The organism is Streptomyces liliiviolaceus, assembly GCF_018070025.1.
GTDB classification, from domain to species: Bacteria; Actinomycetota; Actinomycetes; order Streptomycetales; family Streptomycetaceae; genus Streptomyces; species Streptomyces liliiviolaceus.
Genome location: NZ_JAGPYQ010000001.1, coordinates 3,138,790 through 3,161,907 on the forward strand (window position 1 = coordinate 3,138,790; position 23,118 = coordinate 3,161,907).

The following is a 23,118-nucleotide window of genomic DNA, read 5'->3' on the forward strand; positions in this document are numbered from 1 at the left end:
TTTGGCCCCCAAGGGGCGCGGGGAACTGCGCGACCAGCCACAGAGCACCCGCACCCGCCGACGCACCACAAGCCACCCACCCCGAAAGGCGAAAAGGCACCATGCAAGACAAGGCCCGCTTCACCCTGGACCCCGCCTTCACCATCGGCGAAGTCGACCCCCGCCTCTTCGGCTCGTTCGTGGAACACCTCGGCCGCTGCGTCTACACCGGCATCCACGAGCCGGACCACGACACCGCGGACGAGGCCGGCCTCCGCCAGGACGTCCTCGACCTGGTGAGGGAACTGGGCGTCACGACGATCCGCTACCCCGGCGGCAACTTCGTCTCCGGCTACAAGTGGGAGGACTCGGTGGGCCCCGCCGAGGACCGCCCCCGCCGCCTGGACCTGGCCTGGCGCTCGACGGAGACGAACCGCTTCGGCCTGTCCGAGTACATCGCGTTCCTCAAGAAGCTGGGCCCGCAGGCGGAGCCCATGATGGCGGTCAACCTCGGCACGAGGGGCGTCGCCGAGGCCCTGGAACTCCAGGAGTACGCCAACCACCCGTCGGGCACCGCCCTGTCCGACCTCCGTGTCGCGCACGGCGACAAGGACCCCTTCGCCATCCGCATGTGGTGCCTGGGCAACGAGATGGACGGCCCCTGGCAGACGGGACACAAGACGGCCGAGGAATACGGCCGTCTCGCCGCCGAGACGGCCCGCGCCATGCGCCAGATCGACCCGGGCGTCGAACTCGTCGCCTGCGGCTCCTCCGGCCAGTCCATGGACACCTTCGCCACGTGGGAGGCGACGGTCCTCCAGGAGACGTACGACCTGGTCGACCACATCTCCCTGCACGCCTACTACGAGCCCCACGACGGCGACGTCGACTCCTTCCTGGCCTCCGCCGTGGACATGGAGTCGTTCATCGAGAACGTGGTCGCCACCTGTGACCACATCGGCGCGCGGCTCAAGTCGAAGAAGAAGATCAACCTCTCCTTCGACGAGTGGAACGTCTGGTACCTGTCGCGGACCCAGGAGGAGGCCGAGCGCAACCCGCTGGACTGGCCGGAGGCACCCCGGCTCCTGGAGGACAACTACAACGTCACCGACGCGGTGGTCTTCGGCTCGCTGCTCATCGCCCTGCTGCGGCACGCGGACCGGGTGACGATCGCCTGCCTGGCCCAGCTCGTCAATGTCATCGCGCCGATCATGACCGAGCCGGGCGGCCCGGCCTGGCGCCAGACGACGTTCTTCCCGTTCTCCCAGGCCTCGCGGTACGGGCGCGGCCAGGTCCTCGACGTACGCGTGGACTCACCGACGTACGAGACGGCGAAGTACGGCGAGACGGACCTGCTGCACGCCACCGCGGTCCGGGCCGAGGACGGCTCGGTCACCGTCTTCGCCGTCAACCGCAGCCGCACGCAGGCGCTGCCGCTGGAGGTGTCGCTGGCCTCGCTCGGCCTGACGACGGTGGTGGAGCACAGCGCCCTGTCCGACGCGGACCCGGACGCCCGCAACACCCTGGACGAACCGGAACGCGTGGTCCCGCACGCCGTCACGGCGACCACCCTGAACGACGGCACGCTCACCAGCACCCTGGAACCCCTCTCCTGGAACGTGATCCGCCTGGTCTGACCGCACAGGCGGCACCCCGGTCCTCCCCGGCCGGGGCGCCGCCTGTGCGGCGTCCTCATCCCACGCTCAGGCAATCCTCAGTTCGGGCACCTAGCGTCCCGTCCGTCCCTTCCGTCTCCCCGAGGCGCTTCCCGGAGGGACACCGCGACACGACGGGACGGACTCGCACACGATGCGCACGCTGGTACTGCTCGCCCTGGCGGGCCTGGGCGCCCAGCTGGTGGACGGCAGCCTCGGTATGGCCTACGGCGTGACCTCGACCACCCTGCTCCTCTCCATGGGCACCAACCCGGCCGCCGCCTCCGCCACGGTCCACCTCGCGGAGATCGGCACGACCCTGATGTCCGGTGCCTCGCACTGGCGCTTCGGGAACGTGGACTGGAAGGTCGTCATCCGGATCGGCGTACCGGGGGCCGTCGGGTCCTTCCTCGGCGCGACCGTGCTGTCCGGGCTGTCCACCGGGGTCGCCGAGCCCGTGATGTCCCTGATCCTGCTGGGGCTCGGGCTGTACGTCATGTCCCGGTTCACCTTTCGCGGCCTGCCCAAGGGCAACCTCGGCAAGCCGCTGCGCAAGCGGTTCCTGTCGCCGCTCGGCCTGGTCGCCGGGTTCCTGGACGCGACCGGCGGAGGCGGCTGGGGTCCGGTCGGTACGCCCGCGCTGCTGGCCGGCGGCCGGATGGAGCCCCGCAAGGTCATCGGGTCCGTCGACACGAGCGAGTTCCTCGTCGCCGTCGCCGCCAGCCTCGGCTTTCTCTTCTCCCTCGGCTCCCAGGGCCTGAACTGGCGCTGGGTCGCCGCGTTCCTGATCGGCGGCCTGATCGCGGCGCCCGTCGCGGCCTGGCTGGTACGCCTGCTGCCCCCGCGCGTCCTGGGCTCGGCGGTCGGCGGAATCATCGTCGTCACGAACGTCCGCACGCTGCTCAGAAGCGACTGGGTGGCCGCGTCGGGCGCGCTGAGCGTCTGCGTGTACGTGCTCCTGTACGCCCTGTGGGCCGCGGCACTGACGTACTCGATCCAGGCCCACCGCAAGGAGAGGGAGAGCGAGACCCCTCTGGCGCCCCTGGGCGCCTAGAGGGGGCCCTAGGGCCCCTCAGGGGCGCGGGGAACTGCGCGCCCAGCCCCCACCGGACCCGCACCCGACACGGAACCCCACACGGCAGGGCCCCGCAACACGCCAGTGCCCCAAGTGGGAGCGCAACCGCGGCGAATGACCTCCCCCGTGGGCCATTCGCCGCGCACTGTGCACGTTATGAGGCGACGTCCGCCGACGACCACCGTGCACGCTGGCCAGATTCGGCCGGTGGGTGTGCACGCTGTCCACCCGTCACCCGCAGGGCGTGCACGAGGTCGTGGACGCCCGACCCGGTGGTCAGCAGATCGCGGTTGAGGAGGCGCTCGGCGGCCCGCAGATGCGCGCGGACCGTGTTGCGGCTCAGGCCCACCCGCGCCGCCGTGCGCTGGGCGTCGGTGTTGGCGTCGATCCAGGCCTCCACGGTGAGGTACAGATCGCGGTGCCGGGTGTCGCGCAGAGGGTGCAGGAAGGGCTCCGCCCACGCGGTGGCGGGGGAGGAGCGCAGGAGTTCCGCGAGCGGGGGCGCGACCAGCTGCACCGTGTCGGCCTGGGCGCCGTCGGCGGGATCGGCGGACTGGAGCGCGGTGAGGGACAGGGCCAGATCGAGCGTGGCACGGGTGCGGACCTCGCCGAGGTCGACGCCCAGCGCCTCCTCCGCCCGGCGGCAGTGGGCCGTGACCGTGGTGCGGCTGAGGTGCAGCAGACGGGCCACACCGGACCGGGAGAACGTCACGGCCAGCCGGACGACGTCCTCGGTGGGCTTGGGGACGGCCTGCAACGGCTCCAGATAGCCGCGCGCCCAGGCGAGGGCCGCCCGGCGCGGCAGTACGTGCACCAGCGAGGGCCGGCCCCGGTAGGCGGCCAGCCGGCCGGGGGAGTTGCGGGCGACCGCGAGGGCGTGCACGGCCTCTCCGTAGGCCTCGCCCGTGGCGGCGAGCGGATGGGGCCTGCTGACGCCCAGCGCGTACCCCTGGTTCTCCGCGACCAGCCGCCGCAGCACCTCGCCCTGCCGGAACCGGCCCCCCAGCTCCGGGTCCTCGGCCACGGGACAGATCAACTGCTCCTTGAACACGGGGCAGTTCACCATCAGCCCCGGGCCGTGATAGCCCGACGGATCCAGATAGGTCCGGGTCAGCCGGTCGCGGTCGGCGGGCGGACAGTGCAGGAGATGGACGCGTACGCGCTCCGCGTTCAGCAGCGGCGGTACGTCGCCGGTGGTCATCCGGCGGGCCATGGTGACGTCCCCGGCCAGCAGCGCGGTCAGTACCGCGAACCGCAGCTGCGCCGCCTTCGCCTCGTATCCGCGCGTGCCCCCGTCGGCGTCCGACGCCCTGCCCAGCAGATCGACGATGCCGCCGGCCTGCGAGGCCAGCGCGGCGGCCTCCCGCGGCAGCGGCGACGCGCTGACCGTCACCAGCACCGGGCGCGGCTCGCGTCCGCCGAAGGCCTCCAGGCGGACCTCCCGCTCGCCGACCCGTGCGGTGGCCGCGGCCAGCCGTCCGCCGGCCAGCCGCTCCACCTGTTCCGTCAGCGCGTCCGCGATCCGCCGGGGGAAGCCGGCCGTGGCCGTCTCGACCGTGCCGTCGCGGCCGATCCACGCGACGTGCGCCCCGGTCCGGCGGCCGAGCCAGTCCAGTACCTCCGCCGGGGTGCCCCGCCGCCGTACGAGCCGCAGCAGTTCGTCGACGTCCTCCCCGTGTCCCGGCACCCCCACAGCTCCCACTCACCTTCCCTGCCCCGCGTACCACGGTCCGACAGGGGGGCACCCTAGTGCGCCCCCCTGTGACGGTCACGCCACCGCTGTGGGCGCCAGTTCCCGGAGTTCGGCCAGGGCCGCCGCGACGGCCGGGCGCTCATGGCCTCCGGCGCGGGTGCAGGTGAGGAGTTTGCGGTGCGGGTCGCCCGTGCAGCGGACGCGGGTGATCGGCAGGTGGGGGGTCAGATGGGCGAGCCGCGGGATGAGCGCGACACCCAGGCCGTGCGCGACGAGGTGGGCCGTCACGTTCCAGTCCCAGGCCTGGTGGACGATGTCGGGGGTGAATCCGGCGGCACCGCACGCGGACAGCACCTGCAGACGGCAGGGGTTGTCCTCGGACGGCGCGATCCATTCCTCGCGGGCGACCTCCGCGAGATCCGTCCGCTCGCGTCCCGCCAGCCGGTGCGTGTCGGGTACGACCAGGTCGAACGGGTCGTCCAGCAGCGGCTGCTGGTCGAACCGGGCATCGCTGATCGGGGGGTTGCGCGAGGTCGCCTCGACGACCGCGAGATCGGCCCCGCCCTCGAAGAGCAGGTTGAAGCTCTCGGGTACGACCGCCTCCTGGATGCGGACGGAGAGGCGGGGGTGGCGTTCGCGCAGCCGGGCCGCCATCGGGGCGATCAGCACCGAGACGGCCATCGGGAAGCCGGTGACCCGCAGCAGTCCGGCCGGATCGTCGTGGTCGGCGCGCAGGTCCAGCTCGGCCCGGTCCCAGCGGGCCTGGATGGCGTCGGCGTGCGTGATCAGGCTGCGCGCGGCGGAGGTCAGGCGTACGCCGCGGCCCTGCGGCTCCAGCAGGACGACGCCCAGCTCACGGGCGAGCTGGCGGACCTGCTGGGAGGCGGCGGAGGTGGTGAGGTGCAGGGCTCTGGCGGCGGCGGTGACCGTGCCGTAGTGCTCGACGGCGCGCAGGACGTGGAGTCGCCGCAGATCAATCATGAAGCCCAGACTTAAGGGTCACGTCCAGAAAGTCAACCTGGACGTGCACGGTTGCTGGGCCACACCCTGGAGGTGCGTGCCCCGAAGGGGCGCGGGGAACTGCGCGGCCGGCCCCCACGCGCCCGCAGTCGACCCACAACGTGAGGAGCCCTCCATGACCGGCACACAGCGTGAAGCGTGCCCGCACTGCGGCTGGCCCGACCGCGCCGAGCCCTTCCAGATCGTGTCCCGGCACGGTACGGCCGCCGGCCATACGGTCTGGACCCGCTGCGGGTGCGGCTCGCTGCAGGTACGTGTCGTGGACGCGTGCGGCATGCGCGTGCTCAGCCGTAGTGGGCGGGGCTGAGCGTTCTCTGCGGGCCGGTGGGGGCGGGCCTAAAGGATTGCGCAGTTCCCCGCGCCCCTAGAAGTGCGGTCCGGTGGGGGCCGTTCGCGCAGTTCCCCGCGCCCCTAAAGGGCGAAAAGCTGGGGCGCAGCCCCGTTTTTCAGGGGCGCGGGGAACTGCGCGGCTCGCCCCCACCGGCCCGCAGCCGACGAGCGGTCGATCAGGAGGTTTCGACGCCGAGCGTCAACGCGCCCGCATACCCCGCCGTCGTCGAGCTGCCCAGCGCGGTCAGGGTCAGCAGACCCGACGCCGCGCCCCCGTCGTCGTAGATCCCGTCCTGCGCGAGCGTGGTCCGCGGCACGGTGTTCGCCGCGTACACCGGCACCGCCGCCACCCGCATGGTGATCGCCTCGTCGAAGAACAGCTGCCCGGTGTGGAGCTCCTGACCGCCCTCGAACGAGCCGTCGGAGGTCAGCGTGACATCGGTGTGCACCTTGATGTGGATGTGGATGCACCGCCCCCGGTACCAGCCGGGGTAGACGCTGGTGATCTTCGCGACGCCGTCGGCGCCCGTCAGGACCCCGCCGCGCAGGAACCTGCCGTTGTCGGGCTCGTTGTGCCCGTTCCCGCCGACGAACCCGGAGTACTCGCCGAGCGCGTCGCAGTGCCAGATCTCCACGAGCGCGCTGTCGAGCGGAGCGCAGGTGTCGTCGTCGACGACGGTGAGCGTGAGCTTGAGCGGAATCCCGGTCTTGTCCTCGTGGATGTCCGCGCGGACGAGTTGTCCGTCGAGGTAGTAGGGGCCTTCGGTCATCTCCTTCGTGAGGGTGCAGACGGCCGCGGCGGCGGCCGGCTGCTGGTCGGCAGCCGTAGTGGGGGCCGTGGTGGGGGCCTCGGGGAGCGTGGCACCGACGGCCAGAGTGGCCGCGGTGGCGCCCGTGGCGATGAGCACGGTTCGACGTCCGATCGATGTGTCTGTCATGAACACGGCACCGTAGAAACGGAATCTGTCGAAGCGCTGTGGGTTGGGCAAAGTGACGAAGCGTCAAGTCTGTTGTGAGACAGCCGGGACGCCGAAAGACTTTCGACGTTTACCGGGGCGCGCGGGGCTGTGTGAACCGTTGACGCGCAAGGGGTTCGATTCTACGTTCCGGGTCATCCCGCCGTTCGAAGTCATGACAAGCGTCCGTGATTTCGAACGCGAGGCACTTCGACTCCCCCCACTCGTAGGAGGATCCGCGTGAGCCCCACCTCCAGCAGGACTCCCCGCCGTACGGGCCGCAGGACCGCGCTGCTCGCCCTCCCCGCGGCCATCCTGCTCGCCCTCGTCCCCACCACCGCCTCCGCGTACCCCAACCCGGGCACCGTCACCGGCTCGACCGTCGTCCACGACCCGACGATGATCCGCACCTCGTCCGGGCAGTACCTGCTGTACGCGACCGGCGGCGGCCTCAGCTACAAGACGTCGACCAACCGGATCGCCTTCAGCGCGGGCTCCGACGCCTTCGGCACCAAGCCGAGCTGGTGGTCGTCGTACGCGACGGAGGCCTGGGCGCCCGACATCTCGTACGCGGGCGGCAAGTACCTGATGTACTACGCCGTCTCGACCTTCGGCTCGAACAAGTCGGCCATCGGGCTCGCCGGTTCGACGACCGGACTCCCGGGCTCCTGGAGCGACTACGGGACGGTCTACACGTCCACCACCTCCAGCGACTACAACGCCATCGACCCGAACCTCTTCGTCGACAGCGACGGCAAGTGGTGGCTGTCCTTCGGCAGTTGGTGGACCGGGCTGAAAATGATCCAGATCAACCCGTCGACCGGCAAGCAGCTCTCGACCAACACCACCCGTTACTCGATCGCGTCCCGGCCGACCGGCACCAAGGCCGTCGAGGCGCCCTACATCGTCAAGCGGGGCGGCTACTACTACCTCTTCGCCTCGTACGACACCTGCTGCGCCGGCACCAGCTCCACGTACAAGGTCAAGGTCGGGCGGGCCACCAGTGTCACCGGCCCGTACTACGACAAGAGCGGTGTGGCGATGACGAACAACGGCGGGACGCCCGTGCTGGAGTCGCACGGGCGGTACATCGGGCCCGGCGGGCAGTCGATCATGGCGGACTCCGACGGCGACCTGATCGTCTACCACTACTACGACGGCCAGGACAACGGCACCCCCAAACTCGGCATCAACCTCCTGAACTGGAGCACCGGATGGCCCGTCGCCTACTGACCCTGCTGGCCGCGCTGCTGCTCGCCCTGTCGCTCGGGCAGTCCTCGGCGAGCGCGGCCTCCTTCGCCAACCCGGTCAAGTCCGTGAAGGGCGCCGACCCCTGGATCTCGTACCACGACGGCAACTACTACCTGGTGACGACGAGTTGGACCGACGTCATCACCATGCGCAGGTCACCGACCCTGGGCGGGCTCGCGACCGCGCCCAGCGTGCAGGTGTGGAAGGGTGACGCGGCCTCGCGCTGCTGCAACATCTGGGCGCCGGAACTCTTCTACTCCGGAGGCAAGTGGTACCTGTACTTCGTCGCCGGGCAGAACATCTCCGACTACAACCCGACCCAGCGCACCCACGTCCTGGAGAGCTCCGGGTCCGACCCGCTGGGCCCGTACACGTACAAGAACCAGCTCAACAGCGCGTGGATGCTCGATCCGAGCGTCATGAACGTGAACGGGCAGCTGTATCTGCTGGGCAGCGCGAGCGGCGGGACGCAGAACCTCGTCATCGCGCCGATGTCCAACCCGTACACGCTGAGCGGGTCCTTCTCGACGATCTCCACGCCCACGTACGACTGGGAGAGGTCGGGCGGGACGGTGAACGAGGGGCCCGAAGTGCTCCAGCGCAACGGGGTCACGCGGATCATCTACTCCGCGAGCGGATGCTGGACGCCCGACTACAAGCTCGGGCAGCTGACGCTCACCGGCTCGAACCCGCTCTCCGCCTCCTCCTGGACGAAGAAGTCCACGCCGGTCTTCCAGCGCAACGACAGCGCGGGGGTGTACGGGCCCGGCCACAACGGGTTCTTCACCTCACCCGACGGCAGTGAGAGCTGGATCGTCTACCACGCCAACGACGGCGCGGGCGACGGCTGTGACAACGGGCGCACGACGCGGGCGCAGAAGTTCACGTGGAACTCCGACGGGTCGCCGAACTTCGGTGTGCCGGTCGGGCTGGGGACGAGTCTCGCGGGGCCGTCGGGGGAGCCGTCGAGCACCTCCACCACGTACACGCTGACGAACCGCAACAGCGGTAAGTGCCTTGAGGTGGCGGGTGGTTCGGCTGCCGACGGGGCCAATGTGCAGCAGTACGCCTGCAACGGCGGGAACCATCAGAAATGGCGGGTGGAGGACCGGGGGGACGATACGAGCCGGCTGGTGAACGTGGGGTCCGGGAAGGTGCTGGACACGGCGGACTGTTCCTCCGCCGACGGGGCGGATCTGCGGCAGTGGGCGTGGCTCGACAACACGTGCCAGCGGTTCCGGTTCCTGGTCACCTCCGGGGGTTACGTCCGGATCGTGAACCAGGCTTCGGGGAAGGTGGCGGATGTCGCCGACTGCTCCGCGGCGGACGGGGCGGACGTCCGCCAGTGGACTTGGCTGAACAACAACTGCCAACAGTGGCGCTTCAATACTGCGTAGCGCGACAGCCCAATCCATCACCTGCGGCCCCGGCGGGGGCGGGCCTAAAGGATTGCGCAGTTCCCCGCGCCCCTAAAAGCACCCGCGCCCCTAGGTACCTAGGGGCGCGGGGAACTGCGCAATCTTTGAGCTGCGCGGACGACGGCGCGGTATTTGGGGGCGCGGGGAACTGCGCAATCTTGTAGCGCACCCCCCACCCGGGGTCAGCCGACCCGGTTGACCCCGCCGGCCGCAGGCCAGCCCGCTCCGTTGGATGCGCCCGGCGTGTTCGGCCAGCCGCCCGGCTGCTGCTGAGGCACAGGCTGCGGCTGCGGCATCGCCTGAGGCTGTGGCGGGAACCCCTGCTGGGGGAACCCCTGCGGCTGCCCCGCCGCGGCGACAGCGGTCAACCCGCCCGGCATCCCCGTGGTCCCCCGCGTCTGCGCCGCGGTCAACGGCTGCGGCTGCCCGACCATCCCGTTCGCCGCGGCGACAAGCGGTTGCGGCTGCTGCGGCAACTGCTGCGGCACCGGCTGAGGCTGCTGCACCATCCCGTTCGCCGCGCCCGCGAGCCCCGGATAGCCCTGCCCGTTCGTCGAGCCGACGAGCCGGTCGACCGCCGCGGTCCCCGAGCTGTAACCGGCCCCTTGGCTCAGCTCGGGCACGGCGGCAGCCCGTCTGGTGGTTCCGTAGAGCACCGACTCCAGGCCGACCACCAGTCGGCGTACGTCCTCCTGAGGGCGTACCACGAGCCGCACGAAGCGGCTGGACGAGCCGATCTTGTTGCCGCACTCGCGGACCAGGATCCGGTGCTCGGTGAGCAGTCGGTCCCGGACCACGGTGCCCTCGGCGCCCACGGGGAGGCGCACGAAGAGGAAGTTTCCCTGCGAGGGGTAGACCGTGAGGCCGGGCAGCGTGGAGAGCTGGCGTGCCATGTCGAGCCGGTCGCGGCGCACCATGTGCAGGCTCTCCACGTACTCGGCGCCGTAGTCCTTGAGCATGAAGACCACGGTCTCCGCGAAGGCGTTCAGGTTCCACTTCGGCAGCATCGAGCGGATCTTGCCCGCGAGGCCCGGGTTGGCCACCATGTAGCCGAACCGCACGCCGTGCAGACCGAAGTTCTTGCCGAGGCTGCGCAGCACGATGACGTTGGGGCGCATCACCGCCTCCTCGACGATGCTCGGCTCGTTCTCGGCGTCGGCGAACTCAAGGAACGACTCGTCGATGACGATCAGGTCGAGGTCGGCGAGCGCGTCGCAGAACGCCAGGATCGTCTGCTTGGGCAGGAAACCGCCGTCGGGGTTGTTCGGGTTGCAGATCACGGCCGCGCGGGTGCCCCGGGAGCGGATGAACTGGATGTACTGCGCCGGGTCGAGCGCGAAGCCGTTGCTCTCCTGGAGCGGGAACATGTCGACGCGCTTGCCGGTCTCCAGCGGCTGGTCGGTCCAGCGACCGAAGGTGGGGACGGGGATGGCGAGCGACTCCCGGACCAGCAAGTGGTCGATCCAGGTGATCAGTTCGGTCGATCCGTTGCCCATCGCCACGCACTGCGGGGGAAGTTGCAGCAGGTTGCACAGCTCGGCGGTGATGGTGTCCGCGCTGCTGGGGTAGTACGTGATGATGTCGCGCAGCCGGGTGGTCAGCTCGTCCATCATCCTGGGCGAGGGAAAGTACGGATTGCACGGGATGCAGAAGTCCACCGGACCCGCCTCCCCGCTCTCTCGTGCCAGCGCGGCCATCGAGGGGCTGTGCGCGCCGGTGCGGAACAGCGAGGTGACTTTGTCGGCCATGGACCCTCCGTCCTTGAGGGGCGGCCCGAGCGGTTACGCGGGCGGCGGCCCGAGCGGGGATACCCGGGCCGCCTCTAAGTACGTGCGCCTGTGTGTCCCTGTTCAACGACTGTGAATCGATGTGGAAATTGTGAACCACCTGTGAAGGATGGTTACATGTTGAACGAATGGACCGTCGTCGAGCGGTACGTGCCACCCGGCCTGAGCAGCGTCGACGGGAACTCCGGGCGGTTCGGCGAGTCGGGGAAGTGCTGGGTCTCCAGGCACACCGCGTCGCCCCGCCCGTAGGCCAGGCCGCCGGTCCCGACGAGGGTGCCGTCCAGGAAGTTCCCGGTGTAGAGCTGCACTCCGGGCTCGGTCGTCGCGATGCTCAGCGTGCGGCCGGAGACCGGCTCCCGCAGCTGCGCGATGTGCTCGGGCCGCTCGGTGAGCCCCTTGTCCAGGACCATGTTGTGGTCGATGCCCTGGGCGTACAGCAGTTGTGGGTCCTCCCGCCGCAGATCCGCCCCGAGCGTCTTCGGCGTACGGAAGTCGAAGGGTGTGCCCGCGACCCCGGCGAGCTCACCGGTGGGGACGAGTCCCGCGTCGACCGGGGTGTAGCGGGACGCGGCGACGGTCAGCACATGGTCGTGGACGGAGCCGCCGTTCTCGCCGGCCAGGTTCCAGTACACGTGGTTGGTGAGGTTGACGACCGTGGCCCGGTCGGTGGTCGCCTCGTAGTCGATACGCCAGTCGCCCCGCGCGGTGAGGGTGTAGGTCACCCGCACCGTGAGCGTGCCGGGGTAGCCCATCTCGCCGTCGGGGCTGGTGCGCCGCAGGACCAGGCCCACGTCGGAGCCGGAGGTGAACCCCTCCACGTCCCAGATCCGCCGGTCGAAGCCCTCCGGCCCGCCGTGCAGGTTGTGGCCGCCGTCGTTGACGGGCAGGACGTGGTCCTCACCGTCGAGGCTGAACCGGCCCTTGGCGATGCGGTTGCCGTACCGGCCGATGATCGCGCCGAAGTACGGGCTGGACGTCTCGTACGCCTCGACGGTGTCGAAGCCGAGCGAGACGTTGGTGTGTCCGCCGCGCCCGTCGGGAAGTTCCAGGGACTGGACGATGCCGCCGTACGAGAGGACCTTCAGCCGGGTGCCGCCGTTCTCCAGCGACCAGCGGTGGACCTTCGTGCCGTCGGCGAGTTCGCCGAAGAGTTCCTTCACCAGTTCGTTCACCAGTTCTTTCACCGGTTCCTGTCTTCCCGAGACGTGAGTGGTTCATGACGCGCACAAAGCAAAATGGGGCCCCGTGGACCGTACGTCCACGGGGCCCCACCTGCACGTTACGAACCGACCTTGCGCTTGTTCCAGACGTCGAAGCCGACCGCCGCGAGCAGCACCAGGCCCTTGATGACCTGCTGCCAGTCGCTGCCGACGCCGACGAGGTTCATGCCGTTGTTGAGCACACCCAGCACGACACCACCGATGATCGCACCGAGGACCGTGCCCACGCCGCCGCTCATCGACGCGCCGCCGATGAACGAGGCGGCGATCGCCTCCAGTTCGAAGTTCACACCGGCCTTGGGCGAGGCCGCGTTGAAGCGGGCCGCGAAGACCAGACCGGCCAGCGCCGCGAGCATGCCCATGTTGAGGAAGACCAGGAAGGTGACCTTCTTGTCCCGTACACCGGACAGCTTCGCCGCGGGCAGGTTGCCGCCGATGGCGTAGATGTGGCGGCCGATGACGGCGTTGCGCATCACGTAGCCGAAGCCGACGACGAGGACGCCGAGGATGATCAGCACGACCGGCGCGCCCTTGTAGCTGGCGAGCATCATCGTGACCGTGAGCACCGCGGCGGCCAGGGCCACGATCTTCAGCAGGAACAGCTTGAAAGGCGGCACGTCGAGCGCGAACTCCTGCTGCCGCCTGCGGTCACGGAACTCCTGCAGCACGATGAACGCGATCACGGCGAAGCCGAGCAGCAGCGTGAGGTTGTGGTAGTTGGTGTCCGGGCCGACCTCGGGGAGGAAGCCGTTGGAGACCTTCTGCAGACCCTCGGGGAACGGGCCGAGCGTCTGGCCCTCAAGGAAGATCTCGGTGAGACCGCGGAAGGTCAGCATGCCCGCGAGGGTCACGATGAAGGATGGTATGCCCAGATACGCGATGAAGAAGCCTTGCGCGGCTCCCGCGGCGGCGCCCAGGAGCAGGCACAGCACCACGGCGATCGGCCAGTCGAGGTCGTGCTTGACCATCAGCACGGCCGCCACCGCGCCCACGAAGGCGGTGAGCGAGCCGACCGACAGGTCGATGTGGCCCGCGATGATGACGAGCATCATGCCGATCGCGAGGATCAGGATGTAGCTGTTCTGCAGCACCAGGTTGGAGACGTTGCGCGGCAGCAGCAGGTCGCCGTCCGTCCACACCGCGAACAGCACCACGATCAGGCCCAGCGCGATCAGCATGCCGTACTGCCGCATGTTGCGGCGCATGCCCTCCACCATCAGCTGCAGCAGGCCGTCGCCGCCGCCTGACGAGCCGCCCTTGCCGGCGGGGGCCGGCGCGGGGGACTTGGCGGTCACATTCGTGCTCATCGGTCTTACCTCTTGTCCTTCGTCATCTGGCGCATCAGCACTTCCTGCGTGGCCTCGGCCCGCTGGACCTCACCGGTCAGCCGCCCGGCCGACATGGTGTAGATGCGGTCGCACATTCCGAGCAGTTCGGGCAGCTCGGAGGAGATGAAGACGACCGCCTTGCCCTCGGCGGCCAGTTTGTCGATGACCGTGTAGATCTCGAACTTGGCGCCCACGTCGATACCGCGGGTCGGCTCGTCGAGGATCAGCACATCGGGGCCCGCGAAGATCCACTTGCTGAGGACGACCTTCTGCTGGTTGCCGCCCGACAGCTTGCCCACCGGCTCGAAGACCGTCGGGGCCTTGATGTTCATCGACTTGCGGAAGCCCTCGGAGACCTGCCGCTCCTGGTGCTCGTCGACGACACCGCCCTTGGCGACCTTGCCCAGCGCGCTGAGCGTGATGTTCCGGTTGATGGTGTCGATGAGGTTGAGGCCGTAGTGCTTGCGGTCCTCGGTCACGTACGCGATGCCGTGCTGGACCGCGTCGGACACGGTCTTCGTACGGATCTCCTTGCCGTCCTTGAGGACGGTGCCGCCCGCGTACCGGCCGTAGGTGCGCCCGAAGACGCTCATCGCCAGCTCGGTGCGCCCGGCGCCCATGAGCCCGGCGATCCCGACGATCTCCCCGCGGCGCACCTGGATCGACACGTCGTCGACCACCTTGCGCTGCTGGTCGATCGGGTGGTGCACGGTCCAGTTGCGGATCTCCAGGGCCGGAGCCGCGCCCACCTCGGTGTCGTGCGGGGTGCGCTCCGGGAAGCGGTGGTCGAGGTCGCGGCCGACCATGCCGCTGATGATCCGGTCCTCGGTGGTCTCCGCGGCCTTCACGTCGAGGGTCTCGATGGACCGCCCGTCGCGCAGGATGGTCACCGAGTCGGCGACCGCCGCGATCTCGTTGAGCTTGTGCGAGATGATGATCGAGGTGATGCCCTGGTCCTTGAGCCCCAGGATCAGGTCCAGCAGCTTGCCGCTGTCCTCGTCGTTCAGAGCCGCCGTCGGCTCGTCGAGGATCAGCAGCTTCACCTTCTTCGACAGCGCCTTCGCGATCTCGACGAGCTGCTGCTTGCCCACACCGATGTCGGCGACACGGGTGTCGGGGTGCTCGTCGAGCCCGACCCGCCGCAGCAGCTCGGTCGCGTGCCTCAGCGTCTCGGTCCAGCTGATGAACCCGCGCGTGGCGTGCTCGTTGCCGAGGAAGATGTTCTCCGCGATGGAGAGGTAGGGCACCAGGGCAAGCTCCTGGTGGATGATCACAATGCCGTGCTGCTCGCTCGCCCTGATGTCCTTGAACGTGCAGGGCTCACCCTCGAAGAGGATGTCGCCCTCGTACGTCCCGTGCGGGTGGACGCCGGAGAGGACCTTCATGAGGGTCGACTTCCCGGCGCCGTTCTCCCCGCAGATGGCGTGGACCTCGCCCGGCCGGACGCTCAGTGAGACGTCCGACAGCGCCTTGACGCCGGGAAAGGTCTTGACGATCGAGCGCATTTCCAGGACGGGTCCCGCCATGGTCGTGCCTTCCAATCCTTAGAAAACGGCGGTTGTTACTTGAGGTCGCTTTCCTTGATGTAGCCCGAGTCGACGACAACTTCCTTGTAGTTGGACTTGTCGACGTTGACCGGGTCCAGCAGGTAGGCGGGGATGACCTTCGCGCCGTTGTTGTACGTCTTGGTGTCGTTCGTCTCGGGCTTCTTGTCCTGCAGCACGGAGTCGACCATGTTGGCGGCGACCTCGGCGAGCTTGCGGGTGTCCTTGTAGACGGTCTGCGTCTGCTGGTCGTCGATGATCGACTTCACCGAGGCGACCTCGGCGTCCTGGCCCGTGACGATCGGCAGCGGCTTGCTCTTGCTGCCGTAGTCGTCCGACTTGAGCGCGGACAGGATGCCGATGGAGATGCCGTCGTAGGGCGAGAGCACGGCGTCGACCTTGGCGCTCTTGTACGCCGAGGTGAGCAGGTCGTCCATGCGCTTCTGGGCGGTGCCGCCGTCCCAGCGCAGGGTGGTGACCTGGTTGAGCTTGGTCTGGCCGGACTTGATGACGATCTGCTTCTTGTCGATGTACGGCTGCAGGGCGTTCATCGCGCCCTTGAAGAAGTACTGGGTGTTGTTGTCGTCGTTCGAGCCGGCGAAGAGCTCGACGTTGAACGGGCCCTTCTTGGAGCCGTCCTTGAGACCGAGCTTCTCGACGATGTAGCCGCCCTGGAGCTCGCCGACCTTCTCGTTGTCGAACGACGCGTAGTAGTCGACGTTCGGCGAGTTGAGGATCAGGCGGTCGTAGGAGATGACCGGGATGTCGGCTTCCTTGGCCTGCTGCAGCACGTTGTCGAGCGACTTGTTGTCGATCGCCGCGATGATCAGCGCCTTCACGCCCTGCGTGATCATGTTCTCGATCTGCGAGACCTGGGTGTCCGGGTCGTCCTCGCCGTAGGCCAGCTTGGTCTTGTAGCCGGCGGCCTTGAGGTTCTTCTCCACGTTGGCGCCGTCGGCGATCCAGCGCTCGGAGGACTTGGTCGGCATGGCGATGCCGACGGTGCCCCCCTTCGCGTCTCCCTTGTCGCTCTCACTCCCGCCGTCACTGTCCTGCCCGCAGGCGGACAGGGTGAGGGCGAGAGAGGCTGCCGCGGCTATGGCGGAGAGGGCTGCCTTGCGATTGCGCATGATCATCTTCCTTGATGCTCTGACGGAGGCTCGGTCTTCAGTTTGTGAAGGTGGTGGAGCGAGGACGACCGAGAGGAGGTGTGTGGGATTGTGTTCGGCCGCGTCGTCTTTTGTGAAGGGGGTGTAGTCGGAACGTTATGAGGGAATGTCAAAACGTTGGAGTGTCCCCGGCAGCCGCGAGCCGAGCGGCGCCATGTCGCCGTCCGCCCCGTGCCGCGCCAGCAGGTCCAGGGCCAGCCGGCCGCGCCGCACCCTCTCCCGTGCCGTGGACAGTGTCAGCTCCCTCATGTGGTGGCCGTACGGGTAGATCCCGGGAGCCTTGGACAGGCCGAACTTCAGATACAGCGGTGCGCCGCGCCGGATCAGCTCGGCGACCTCGTACATGCGCACGTAGCCGCCGAGATCGTCGGGAGCCTCGATGTACATGTCCATCGGGGCCGCGCTGACCCTGCGGATCTCCGTCAGGTGGTCCAGCGTGAGGTCGCTGGGCACATTGATGGAGTCCCCGCCGAGCTGCTCGTACACGGCGTACGCGGCCGGGTTGACCGGACCGATGAGCGCCGAGACCTTGAGCGTGGTGTCGGCCGGAATGATCCCGGCGACACGGGCCCTGTGCAGAGTCCACAGCACGCCCTCGTCAGCCACGAGGAGGCACTTTACGCCCAACTCCGTTGCGCGTACGGCGTCTTCCAGACAGCCCGCCACCGCATCGTGACCACGCGCCCTGGTACCGCCGCCCCGCGAGTCCGTACGGGTCGAGCCGCCGATGTCCCAGGTGCCGCGCGGACCGGTGAAGAGGCACAGCTCGATGTCGCGCTCGGCGGTGGCCTCGACCATCTCGGTGATCTCGGCGTCGGTCAGCATCCAGACGCCGCTGCCCTGGCTGATCCGGTGGATCGGCACATCGAGCCGCGAGGACTCCTTGAGGACCACGGCCAGCGCCTCGGGCCCCTCGCACGAGGGGATCTCGGTACGCCACCGGCCGCCTCCCGGGAAGGAGTGCGGGGAGGCGTCGGCGGGGGACAGGGCGGGAGCGCCCAGGCCGAGCGCGGCGAGCGCCTGCTCACCGGGTCGGCGGGCCGCTCTGGGAGAAGCGTCGGTCACAAGCTTTCCTTAGCTCTGGCAAAGTATGCGTTCGATATGTCGGACATGGTTCGTGTCGGTGGATGTACGCCGGTGCGGAGCGTCAGGTCTCCGCACCGGCGTACGGATCGGGGATCGGTCGGCACCGGGCCCTACGGCCTCAGCAGCACCTTGCCGACCTTCGGATCGCCGGACCCCACCAGCTCGATGGCGTGGGCGAACTCGTCCAACGGAAGTTCATGTGTCACCAGCGGCAGCGGATCGAGGAGACCCGCGCCGAAGACCCGTACCGTGTGCGCCCAGGCGTCCGGCGGCGCACCGAACACGGAGTGCACCTCAAGCTGCCGTACGACGAGGTCCGTGGGGTCCAGACCCTGTGCGCCCGCCGCCGGGATGCCCGTGAGCACCAGCCGTCCGCCGCGTCTGAGCAGCGAGGCGGCGGTCGTCGCGGCCGTCGCCGAACCGGCCGTCTCGATCACCACGTCGAAGTCGGCGGGCAGCTCCTGGTCCCGGGTGCGGAAGTCACTGGCGCCGAACTTCCGCGACAGCTCCTCACGGTCCGGGCGGGTGCCCACCACCAGCAGCTCCGAGGGCGAACCCGCCTTCAGGAACTGCACGGCGAACATGCCGAGCGTGCCCGTGCCGACGACCGCCACCCGCTCGCCGGGCCGCGCGTTCGCCTTCAGCGCCGCCGCCGCGATACAGGCCGCGGGCTCCAGGAGCGCCGCGGCCGTCAGGTCGGCGTCCTCCGGCAGGACGTGCAGCAGACGGGCGGGCAGCGTGAGCGTGGTGGCCATGGCGCCGGGCCGGGTGAAGCCCGTCTCCTCGTAGCCGGCCGTGCACAACGTTGTCTCGCCCTCGTGGCAGCGGTCGCAGACCTGGCAGTTGCGGAAGCCCTCGCCCACCACCTTGCGGCCCACGAGCCCCTCGGGCACCCCGCTGCCGACCGCCTCGACCGTCCCCGACCACTCGTGGCCCGGGGTCAGCGGATAGCGGACGTACCCCTCGGGGCGGTTGCCCTGGTACACCTCGCGGTCGCTGCCGCAGATCCCGCTCGCGTGGACCCGTACCAGGGCCTCGCCCGCTGCGGGTGCCGTGGGCTCGTGGGGGGCCAGCCGGTGCTCGCCCGGCCCCTCGATGACGACGGCCTGGGATACGGCGCTCATGACTGCTCCGTGGCGGTGGGGCGGGTCGGGGTCCCGAAGGGGCGGTACGCCCTCCGGTCCGCCGCGGCCCGCGACGGAGGCGGCGTCCGGCGGCTGGGCACAGCCTGCCACAAGCCCCGGTACAACTCGCCGCCGGGCGGCGTCACTTGGTGGCACCCTTCGGCTTGCGCTGCTCCCAGCCGTCCGCCCACAGGTCGAAGCGCGCCTGCTGCTGCGGGAACTCCGCCGCCGCGTCCGTGTCCAGCTCGACGCCCAGACCCGGCTCGTGCGACAGCTCGAAGTAGCCGTCGACGACCTGCGGGGCGCCCTTCACGATCTTCTTGATGTCCGCGTCCGCGAAGTCGTTGAAGTGTTCGAGGATCTTGAAGTTGGGGGAGGAGAAGCCGACCTGGAGGGAGGCGGCGGTCAGCACCGGGCCACCCACGTTGTGGGGCGCCACGAGGACGTAGTGGGCCTCGGCGGTCGCCGCCAGCTTCCGGGTCTCCCAGATGCCGCCGAGGTGGCCGACGTCCGGCTGGATGATGTCCACGGCCTGGCTCTCGAAGAGCTCGCGGAACTCGATGCGATCGTGAATGCGCTCGCCGGTCGCGACCGGGATGTCGACCTTCGCCGCCACCTTCTCCAGCGCCTTCAGGTTCTCCGGCGGCACCGGCTCCTCCAGCCACGCGGGCTTGAAGGGCGCGAGCTCGTGCGCGAGCCGGATCGCCGTGGCCGGCGAGAAGCGGCCGTGCATCTCCAGCATCAGCTCGGTGTCCGGACCGATCGCGTCCCGGACCGCCTCGATCAGCGAGACCGAGTACAGCGACTGCTCGTGGTCCAGCTCGAAGTGACCCGTCCCGAAGGGGTCGATCTTCAGCGCCTTGTACCCGCGCGCCACGACCTCCTGGGCCGCCTTGTGGTACGCCTCCGGAGTGCGCTCGGTGGTGTACCAGCCGTTCGCGTACGCCTTCACGCGGTCGGTGACCTTGCCGCCGAGCAGCTGCCACACGGGCACGCCCAGGGCCTTGCCCTTGATGTCCCAGCACGCCATCTCGATCACGGCGATACCGGACATGACGATCTCGCCGGCGCGCCCGTAGTCGCCGTACTTCATACGGCGGACGAGGTCCTCGACAGCGAAGGGGTCCGAACCGAGAATGTGATTGGCCTGCGCCTCCCGCAGATAGCCGATCAGCGCGTCGGTGTGGCCCAGCATGCGGGTCTCACCGACCCCGGTGATGCCCTCGTCGGTGTGCACCTGGACATAGGTCAGGTTGCGCCAAGGCGTCCCGACCACGTGTGTGCTGATTCCGGTGATGCGCACGGAGAATGCCCCTTGTCGTGCTCTGCGGCTGCTTTTACGAATCTGTTTCGACTGTTCGAGATTTCGTCACATGTTCGAAATGCTGGCCAGACAGTAAGGATTGGGCGGCGGACGTGTCAATGGGTCGAACGAAGAACGGTTTCGGCGAGATGGCGAAGGAAGGCGGGGAATGGTCGGGCCTGTCCTCAACTGGCACACCCGAACCGGCAGTTCAGCACAGAACTTTCACAGCTGCGGCTGGGAACGTGACCTGAGCGGAGTTTAGTCTTCCGGCGTCATGGACTACTGCCTCCCGTGCCAACGGCACCTCAATGGCGCCCTCGCTTGCCCGGGGTGCGGTACACCGGCCGAAGCGAGCCGAGAGAGCGCGGCCTCCCCGGACGACCGCGAGGACGCCGACGGGCGGGACGACGCGGCGGACGAGGCGGACGAGGACGACGGCGACGAACCGGAGGGCGGCGCGGGCCGCCGGGCCCGGCGCGGACGCGGCACGCGCGGCGGGAGCCGGGGGGTGCGGGCGAACCGGCGCGACCGGAAGGCGGCGCTGCACCGGCGCCGGCGTCGGCGCGTGCTGCTCGTGGGGGCGGGGCTGCTGCTCGCGGCCGGCGGGCTGAGCCTGGCCGAACTGGGCATAGAAGCGCCGTCCTCGGAACCGAAGGCGTCCGCGGCGGGGGAGGCGTCCGCCGGGTCCTCGGCCTCCGCGGACGGGGCGTCGGCGTCCGGGGGAGGCGGTGCCGGGGCGCCGGGGGTGTCGCCCTCCGCCTCGGAGTCGGAGAAGTCGAAGAAGTCCAAGAAGGACAAGGACGACGACGAGAAGGACGACAAGGACGACAAGGGGACGGAATCGGCCGATCCGTCGGCGACGGCGACGGCCGGTCCGGCGTCCTCGGCCCCGGCCTCCGTCCCGTCCGCCCCCGAGGAGTCGGATCCGGGTACGCAGGATCCTGATCCCACGACGGACGCGCCGGACCCCGACCCGGAACCGACCCCCACGGAGTCGTCGTGCGACCGCTTCTTGTGGTGGTGCACGTAACCGCTGACCGCGGGGTCGTTTGCCGGGCGCGGGTGCGTTATGGCTGGCCGCGCAGTTCCCCGCGCCCCTAGGGGGGCGGAGCCCCGGCTTGGTTCGCCGACTGCGGGTGCGTCGTGGCTGGTCGCGCAGTTCCCCGCGCCCCTAAAGGCAAAAGACTGGGCCGTTCCCCGCGCCCCTGATGGGGCGCAGCCCCTCTTGGGGGCGCGGGGAACGGCGCGGGTGACCCCCACCGGCCCGCAGGTGACGTCGAGGGGGGCGTGCCCCGTCAGGGGCGCGGGGAACTGCGCGAGCAACCCCCACCGGGCCGCGGGTGAGGTGGGGTGCGGGGAACTGCGCGGGTGGCCCCCGACGGGCCGCTGGGGGTGTCGAGGAAAGCGGGCCCCTGAAGGGGCGCAGGTCAGTCGGGGGTGGGTCCGTTCAGCATGCGGAGCAGCAGGCCCCGCAGAGCCACCCGCTCCTCCCGCGACAACGTCGCCAACGGCTCCCGAGCGAACCGCAGGGACAACCGCAGACTCCGCGCGACAGCCCGCCCCTCCTCCGTCACGGCGGCCAGTTTCACGCGCCGATCGGACGGGTCCGGCCGTCGCTCCGCCAGCCCCCGTGCCTCCAGCCGGTCCACGATCCCGGTCACGTTCGACGGCTCGCACTTCAGCTTCTGCGCCAGCCGCCGCATCGGCAGCGGCTCCAGCGACAACAGGCTCAGCAGCCGCGCCTGCGCCCCCGTCAGCGCATGCTCCGCCGCCGCCTCCTCGTACTCCTCGTGGTAACGGGCCACGACCGTGCCGATGAGGTCGACGACCTCAAGGGTCAGTGGGTCGAACGAGGGAGTCTTCTGTGTGGCCATGCCCGACAGGCTACCCCGTTACTTGACATCATGAAATATTCAGGAGCATGGTTGTTTCACATACTGAAGCATTCTCATGTGTGGAAACCGTTGCACCAGGAAAGGCGCCCTCCATGACCGACACAGCCGAGCTCCCCGCCACCAGCCGCGAATGGCACCTCGTCAGCCGCCCGGTCGGCGTCCCGAAGCCCGAGGACTTCGCCCTGGTCGAGGCCGACCTGAAGCAGCCCGGCCCGGACCAGATCGTGGTGCGCAACAAGCACCTCTCCGTGGACCCGTACATGCGCGGCCGGATGAGCGCCGCGAAGTCGTACGTCGCCCCCTACGAGCTGGGCAAGGTCATGCTGGGCGGCGCGGTCGGCGAGGTCGTCGCCTCGAACGCGGACGGCGTCTCCGTCGGCGACCACGTCCTGCACGGCTTCGGCTGGCGCGAATACGCCGTCTTCGACGCCAAGCACGCCGTCAAGGTGGACCCCGGGGCTGCGCCCCTGAGCACGTACCTCGGCGCGCTCGGCATGACCGGCCTCACTGCGTACGCGGGCCTGCTGCGCACCGCGTCCTTCCAGGAGGGCGACTCCGTCTTCGTGTCCGGCGCGGCCGGCGCCGTCGGTAGCCAGGTCGGCCAGATCGCCAAGCTCAAGGGCGCCTCGCGGGTCATCGGCTCGGCCGGTTCCGACGAGAAGGTCAGGCTGCTGGTGGAGGAGTACGGCTTCGACGCCGCCTTCAACTACAAGAGCGGCCCCGTGAGCGAGCAGCTCCGGAAGGCCGCCCCGGACGGCGTCGACGTCTACTTCGACAACGTCGGCGGCGACCACCTTGAGGCCGCCATCGGCTCCCTCAACCTGCGTGGCCGTATCGCCGTGTGCGGAATGATCTCCGTCTACAACAACACGGAGCCGGCGGCGGGTCCGAAGAACCTCGCGCGCCTCATCGCGACGCGGGGGCGGATCCAGGGGTTCCTCGTCGGGGACCACTACGACCTGCAGCCGCAGTTCGTGCAGGAGGTCGGGCCGTGGGTCGCCTCGGGCGAACTCAAGTACCGGGAGACGGTCGTCGAGGGCATCGAGAACAACCTTGAGGCGTTCCTCGGGGTCCTGCGAGGCGACAACACGGGCAAAATGATCGTGACGCTCTGACGCCGACCCCGGTGGGGGCGGAGCCAAAGGATTGCGCAGTTCCCCGCGCCCCTAGGGGGTGGGACCGCGGGCCCGTCTGTCGGCTGCGGGTGCGTCGTGGCTGGCCGCGCAGTTCCTCGCGCCCCTAAAGGCAAAAGATTGCGCCGTTCCCCGCGCCCCTGATGGGG

Annotated in this window: 18 protein-coding genes and 1 pseudogene; 7 read left to right on the forward strand and 12 right to left on the reverse strand. The window is 69.5% G+C overall.

Annotated features, from left to right (window positions below):
• Window positions 1-101: 101 nt before the first annotated feature.
• Entirely contained in the window at window positions 102-1,616 is a 1,515-nt protein-coding gene (gene arfA, locus J8N05_RS13705) for an arabinosylfuranosidase ArfA (protein WP_210882898.1), read from the forward strand.
• 172 nt (window positions 1,617-1,788) lie between these two features.
• Window positions 1,789-2,688 carry a sulfite exporter TauE/SafE family protein gene (locus J8N05_RS13710; RefSeq protein ID WP_210882900.1) on the forward strand — a complete coding sequence of 300 codons (900 nt, stop codon included), beginning with the start codon at window positions 1,789-1,791 and terminating at the stop codon, window positions 2,686-2,688.
• A gap of 175 nt (window positions 2,689-2,863) precedes the next feature.
• Here the strand turns inward: J8N05_RS13710 and J8N05_RS13715 are convergent, their stop codons facing one another.
• Together J8N05_RS13715 and J8N05_RS13720 are read right to left on the reverse strand one after the other, a co-directional pair.
• Window positions 2,864-4,411, reverse strand: a complete 1,548-nt coding sequence (locus tag J8N05_RS13715; protein ID WP_210882901.1) for a helix-turn-helix domain-containing protein — start codon at window positions 4,409-4,411, stop codon at window positions 2,864-2,866.
• 66 nt (window positions 4,412-4,477) lie between these two features.
• The gene (locus tag J8N05_RS13720) at window positions 4,478-5,383 is read right to left on the reverse strand and encodes a LysR family transcriptional regulator (RefSeq protein WP_210882902.1); all 906 of its coding nucleotides are present in this window, start codon (window positions 5,381-5,383) and stop codon (window positions 4,478-4,480) included.
• A gap of 154 nt (window positions 5,384-5,537) precedes the next feature.
• On the opposite strand from J8N05_RS13720, the gene J8N05_RS13725 reads away from it, so the two are divergent.
• Window positions 5,538-5,729: a hypothetical protein gene (locus tag J8N05_RS13725; protein WP_210882903.1), complete on the forward strand. Its 192-nt coding sequence runs from the start codon at window positions 5,538-5,540 to the stop codon at window positions 5,727-5,729.
• Window positions 5,730-5,928: 199 nt separating this feature from the next.
• On the opposite strand, the gene J8N05_RS13730 is transcribed toward J8N05_RS13725, so the two are convergent.
• The gene (locus J8N05_RS13730; protein WP_210882904.1) at window positions 5,929-6,690 is read right to left on the reverse strand and encodes an intradiol ring-cleavage dioxygenase; all 762 of its coding nucleotides are present in this window, start codon (window positions 6,688-6,690) and stop codon (window positions 5,929-5,931) included.
• Window positions 6,691-6,948: 258 nt separating this feature from the next.
• Here J8N05_RS13730 and J8N05_RS13735 point away from each other — a divergent pair, with 258 nt between their 5' ends.
• Window positions 6,949-7,941 (forward strand): arabinan endo-1,5-alpha-L-arabinosidase, encoded by a 993-nt coding sequence (locus tag J8N05_RS13735; RefSeq protein WP_210882905.1) that lies wholly within the window; start codon window positions 6,949-6,951, stop codon window positions 7,939-7,941.
• Entirely contained in the window at window positions 7,923-9,356 is a 1,434-nt protein-coding gene (locus J8N05_RS13740) for a family 43 glycosylhydrolase (RefSeq protein WP_210882907.1), read from the forward strand. The genes J8N05_RS13735 and J8N05_RS13740 overlap by 19 nt, the downstream gene beginning before the upstream one ends.
• Before the next feature lie 203 nt (window positions 9,357-9,559).
• Here the strand turns inward: J8N05_RS13740 and J8N05_RS13745 are convergent, their stop codons facing one another.
• The 8 genes and pseudogenes from J8N05_RS13745 to J8N05_RS13780 all read right to left on the reverse strand — a co-directional run bounded on the left by J8N05_RS13745 (window position 9,560) and on the right by J8N05_RS13780 (window position 19,938).
• The gene (locus tag J8N05_RS13745) at window positions 9,560-11,125 is read right to left on the reverse strand and encodes a pyridoxal phosphate-dependent aminotransferase (protein ID WP_210882908.1); all 1,566 of its coding nucleotides are present in this window, start codon (window positions 11,123-11,125) and stop codon (window positions 9,560-9,562) included.
• Between the two features lie 152 nt (window positions 11,126-11,277).
• Window positions 11,278-12,378: pseudogene (locus J8N05_RS13750) on the reverse strand (aldose epimerase family protein); the annotation flags it as partial.
• Between the two features lie 65 nt (window positions 12,379-12,443).
• Window positions 12,444-13,691 carry a multiple monosaccharide ABC transporter permease gene (gene mmsB / locus J8N05_RS13755; RefSeq protein ID WP_210882909.1) on the reverse strand — a complete coding sequence of 416 codons (1,248 nt, stop codon included), beginning with the start codon at window positions 13,689-13,691 and terminating at the stop codon, window positions 12,444-12,446.
• Window positions 13,692-13,696: 5 nt separating this feature from the next.
• Entirely contained in the window at window positions 13,697-15,238 is a 1,542-nt protein-coding gene (gene mmsA, locus J8N05_RS13760) for a multiple monosaccharide ABC transporter ATP-binding protein (protein ID WP_210882910.1), read from the reverse strand.
• Between the two features lie 35 nt (window positions 15,239-15,273).
• Window positions 15,274-16,386, reverse strand: a complete 1,113-nt coding sequence (gene chvE, locus J8N05_RS13765) for a multiple monosaccharide ABC transporter substrate-binding protein (RefSeq protein WP_210882911.1) — start codon at window positions 16,384-16,386, stop codon at window positions 15,274-15,276.
• Between the two features lie 135 nt (window positions 16,387-16,521).
• Complete coding sequence (locus J8N05_RS13770; RefSeq protein ID WP_210882912.1) at window positions 16,522-17,490, reverse strand: hypothetical protein; 969 nt, start codon at window positions 17,488-17,490, stop codon at window positions 16,522-16,524.
• 131 nt (window positions 17,491-17,621) lie between these two features.
• Window positions 17,622-18,635, reverse strand: a complete 1,014-nt coding sequence (locus J8N05_RS13775) for a zinc-dependent alcohol dehydrogenase (RefSeq protein WP_210882914.1) — start codon at window positions 18,633-18,635, stop codon at window positions 17,622-17,624.
• A 142-nt stretch (window positions 18,636-18,777) separates the two neighbouring features.
• The gene (locus tag J8N05_RS13780; RefSeq protein ID WP_210882916.1) at window positions 18,778-19,938 is read right to left on the reverse strand and encodes a mandelate racemase/muconate lactonizing enzyme family protein; all 1,161 of its coding nucleotides are present in this window, start codon (window positions 19,936-19,938) and stop codon (window positions 18,778-18,780) included.
• Window positions 19,939-20,215: 277 nt separating this feature from the next.
• Here J8N05_RS13780 and J8N05_RS13785 point away from each other — a divergent pair, with 277 nt between their 5' ends.
• Window positions 20,216-20,971 (forward strand): SCO2400 family protein, encoded by a 756-nt coding sequence (locus tag J8N05_RS13785; RefSeq protein ID WP_210882918.1) that lies wholly within the window; start codon window positions 20,216-20,218, stop codon window positions 20,969-20,971.
• Between the two features lie 397 nt (window positions 20,972-21,368).
• On the opposite strand, the gene J8N05_RS13790 is transcribed toward J8N05_RS13785, so the two are convergent.
• A complete protein-coding gene (locus J8N05_RS13790; protein ID WP_210882919.1) occupies window positions 21,369-21,815 on the reverse strand; it encodes a MarR family winged helix-turn-helix transcriptional regulator in 447 nt (148 codons plus the stop codon).
• 113 nt (window positions 21,816-21,928) lie between these two features.
• Here J8N05_RS13790 and J8N05_RS13795 point away from each other — a divergent pair, with 113 nt between their 5' ends.
• The gene (locus J8N05_RS13795; protein WP_210882920.1) at window positions 21,929-22,951 is read left to right on the forward strand and encodes an NADP-dependent oxidoreductase; all 1,023 of its coding nucleotides are present in this window, start codon (window positions 21,929-21,931) and stop codon (window positions 22,949-22,951) included.
• The last annotated feature ends 167 nt before the right edge of the window (window positions 22,952-23,118 follow it).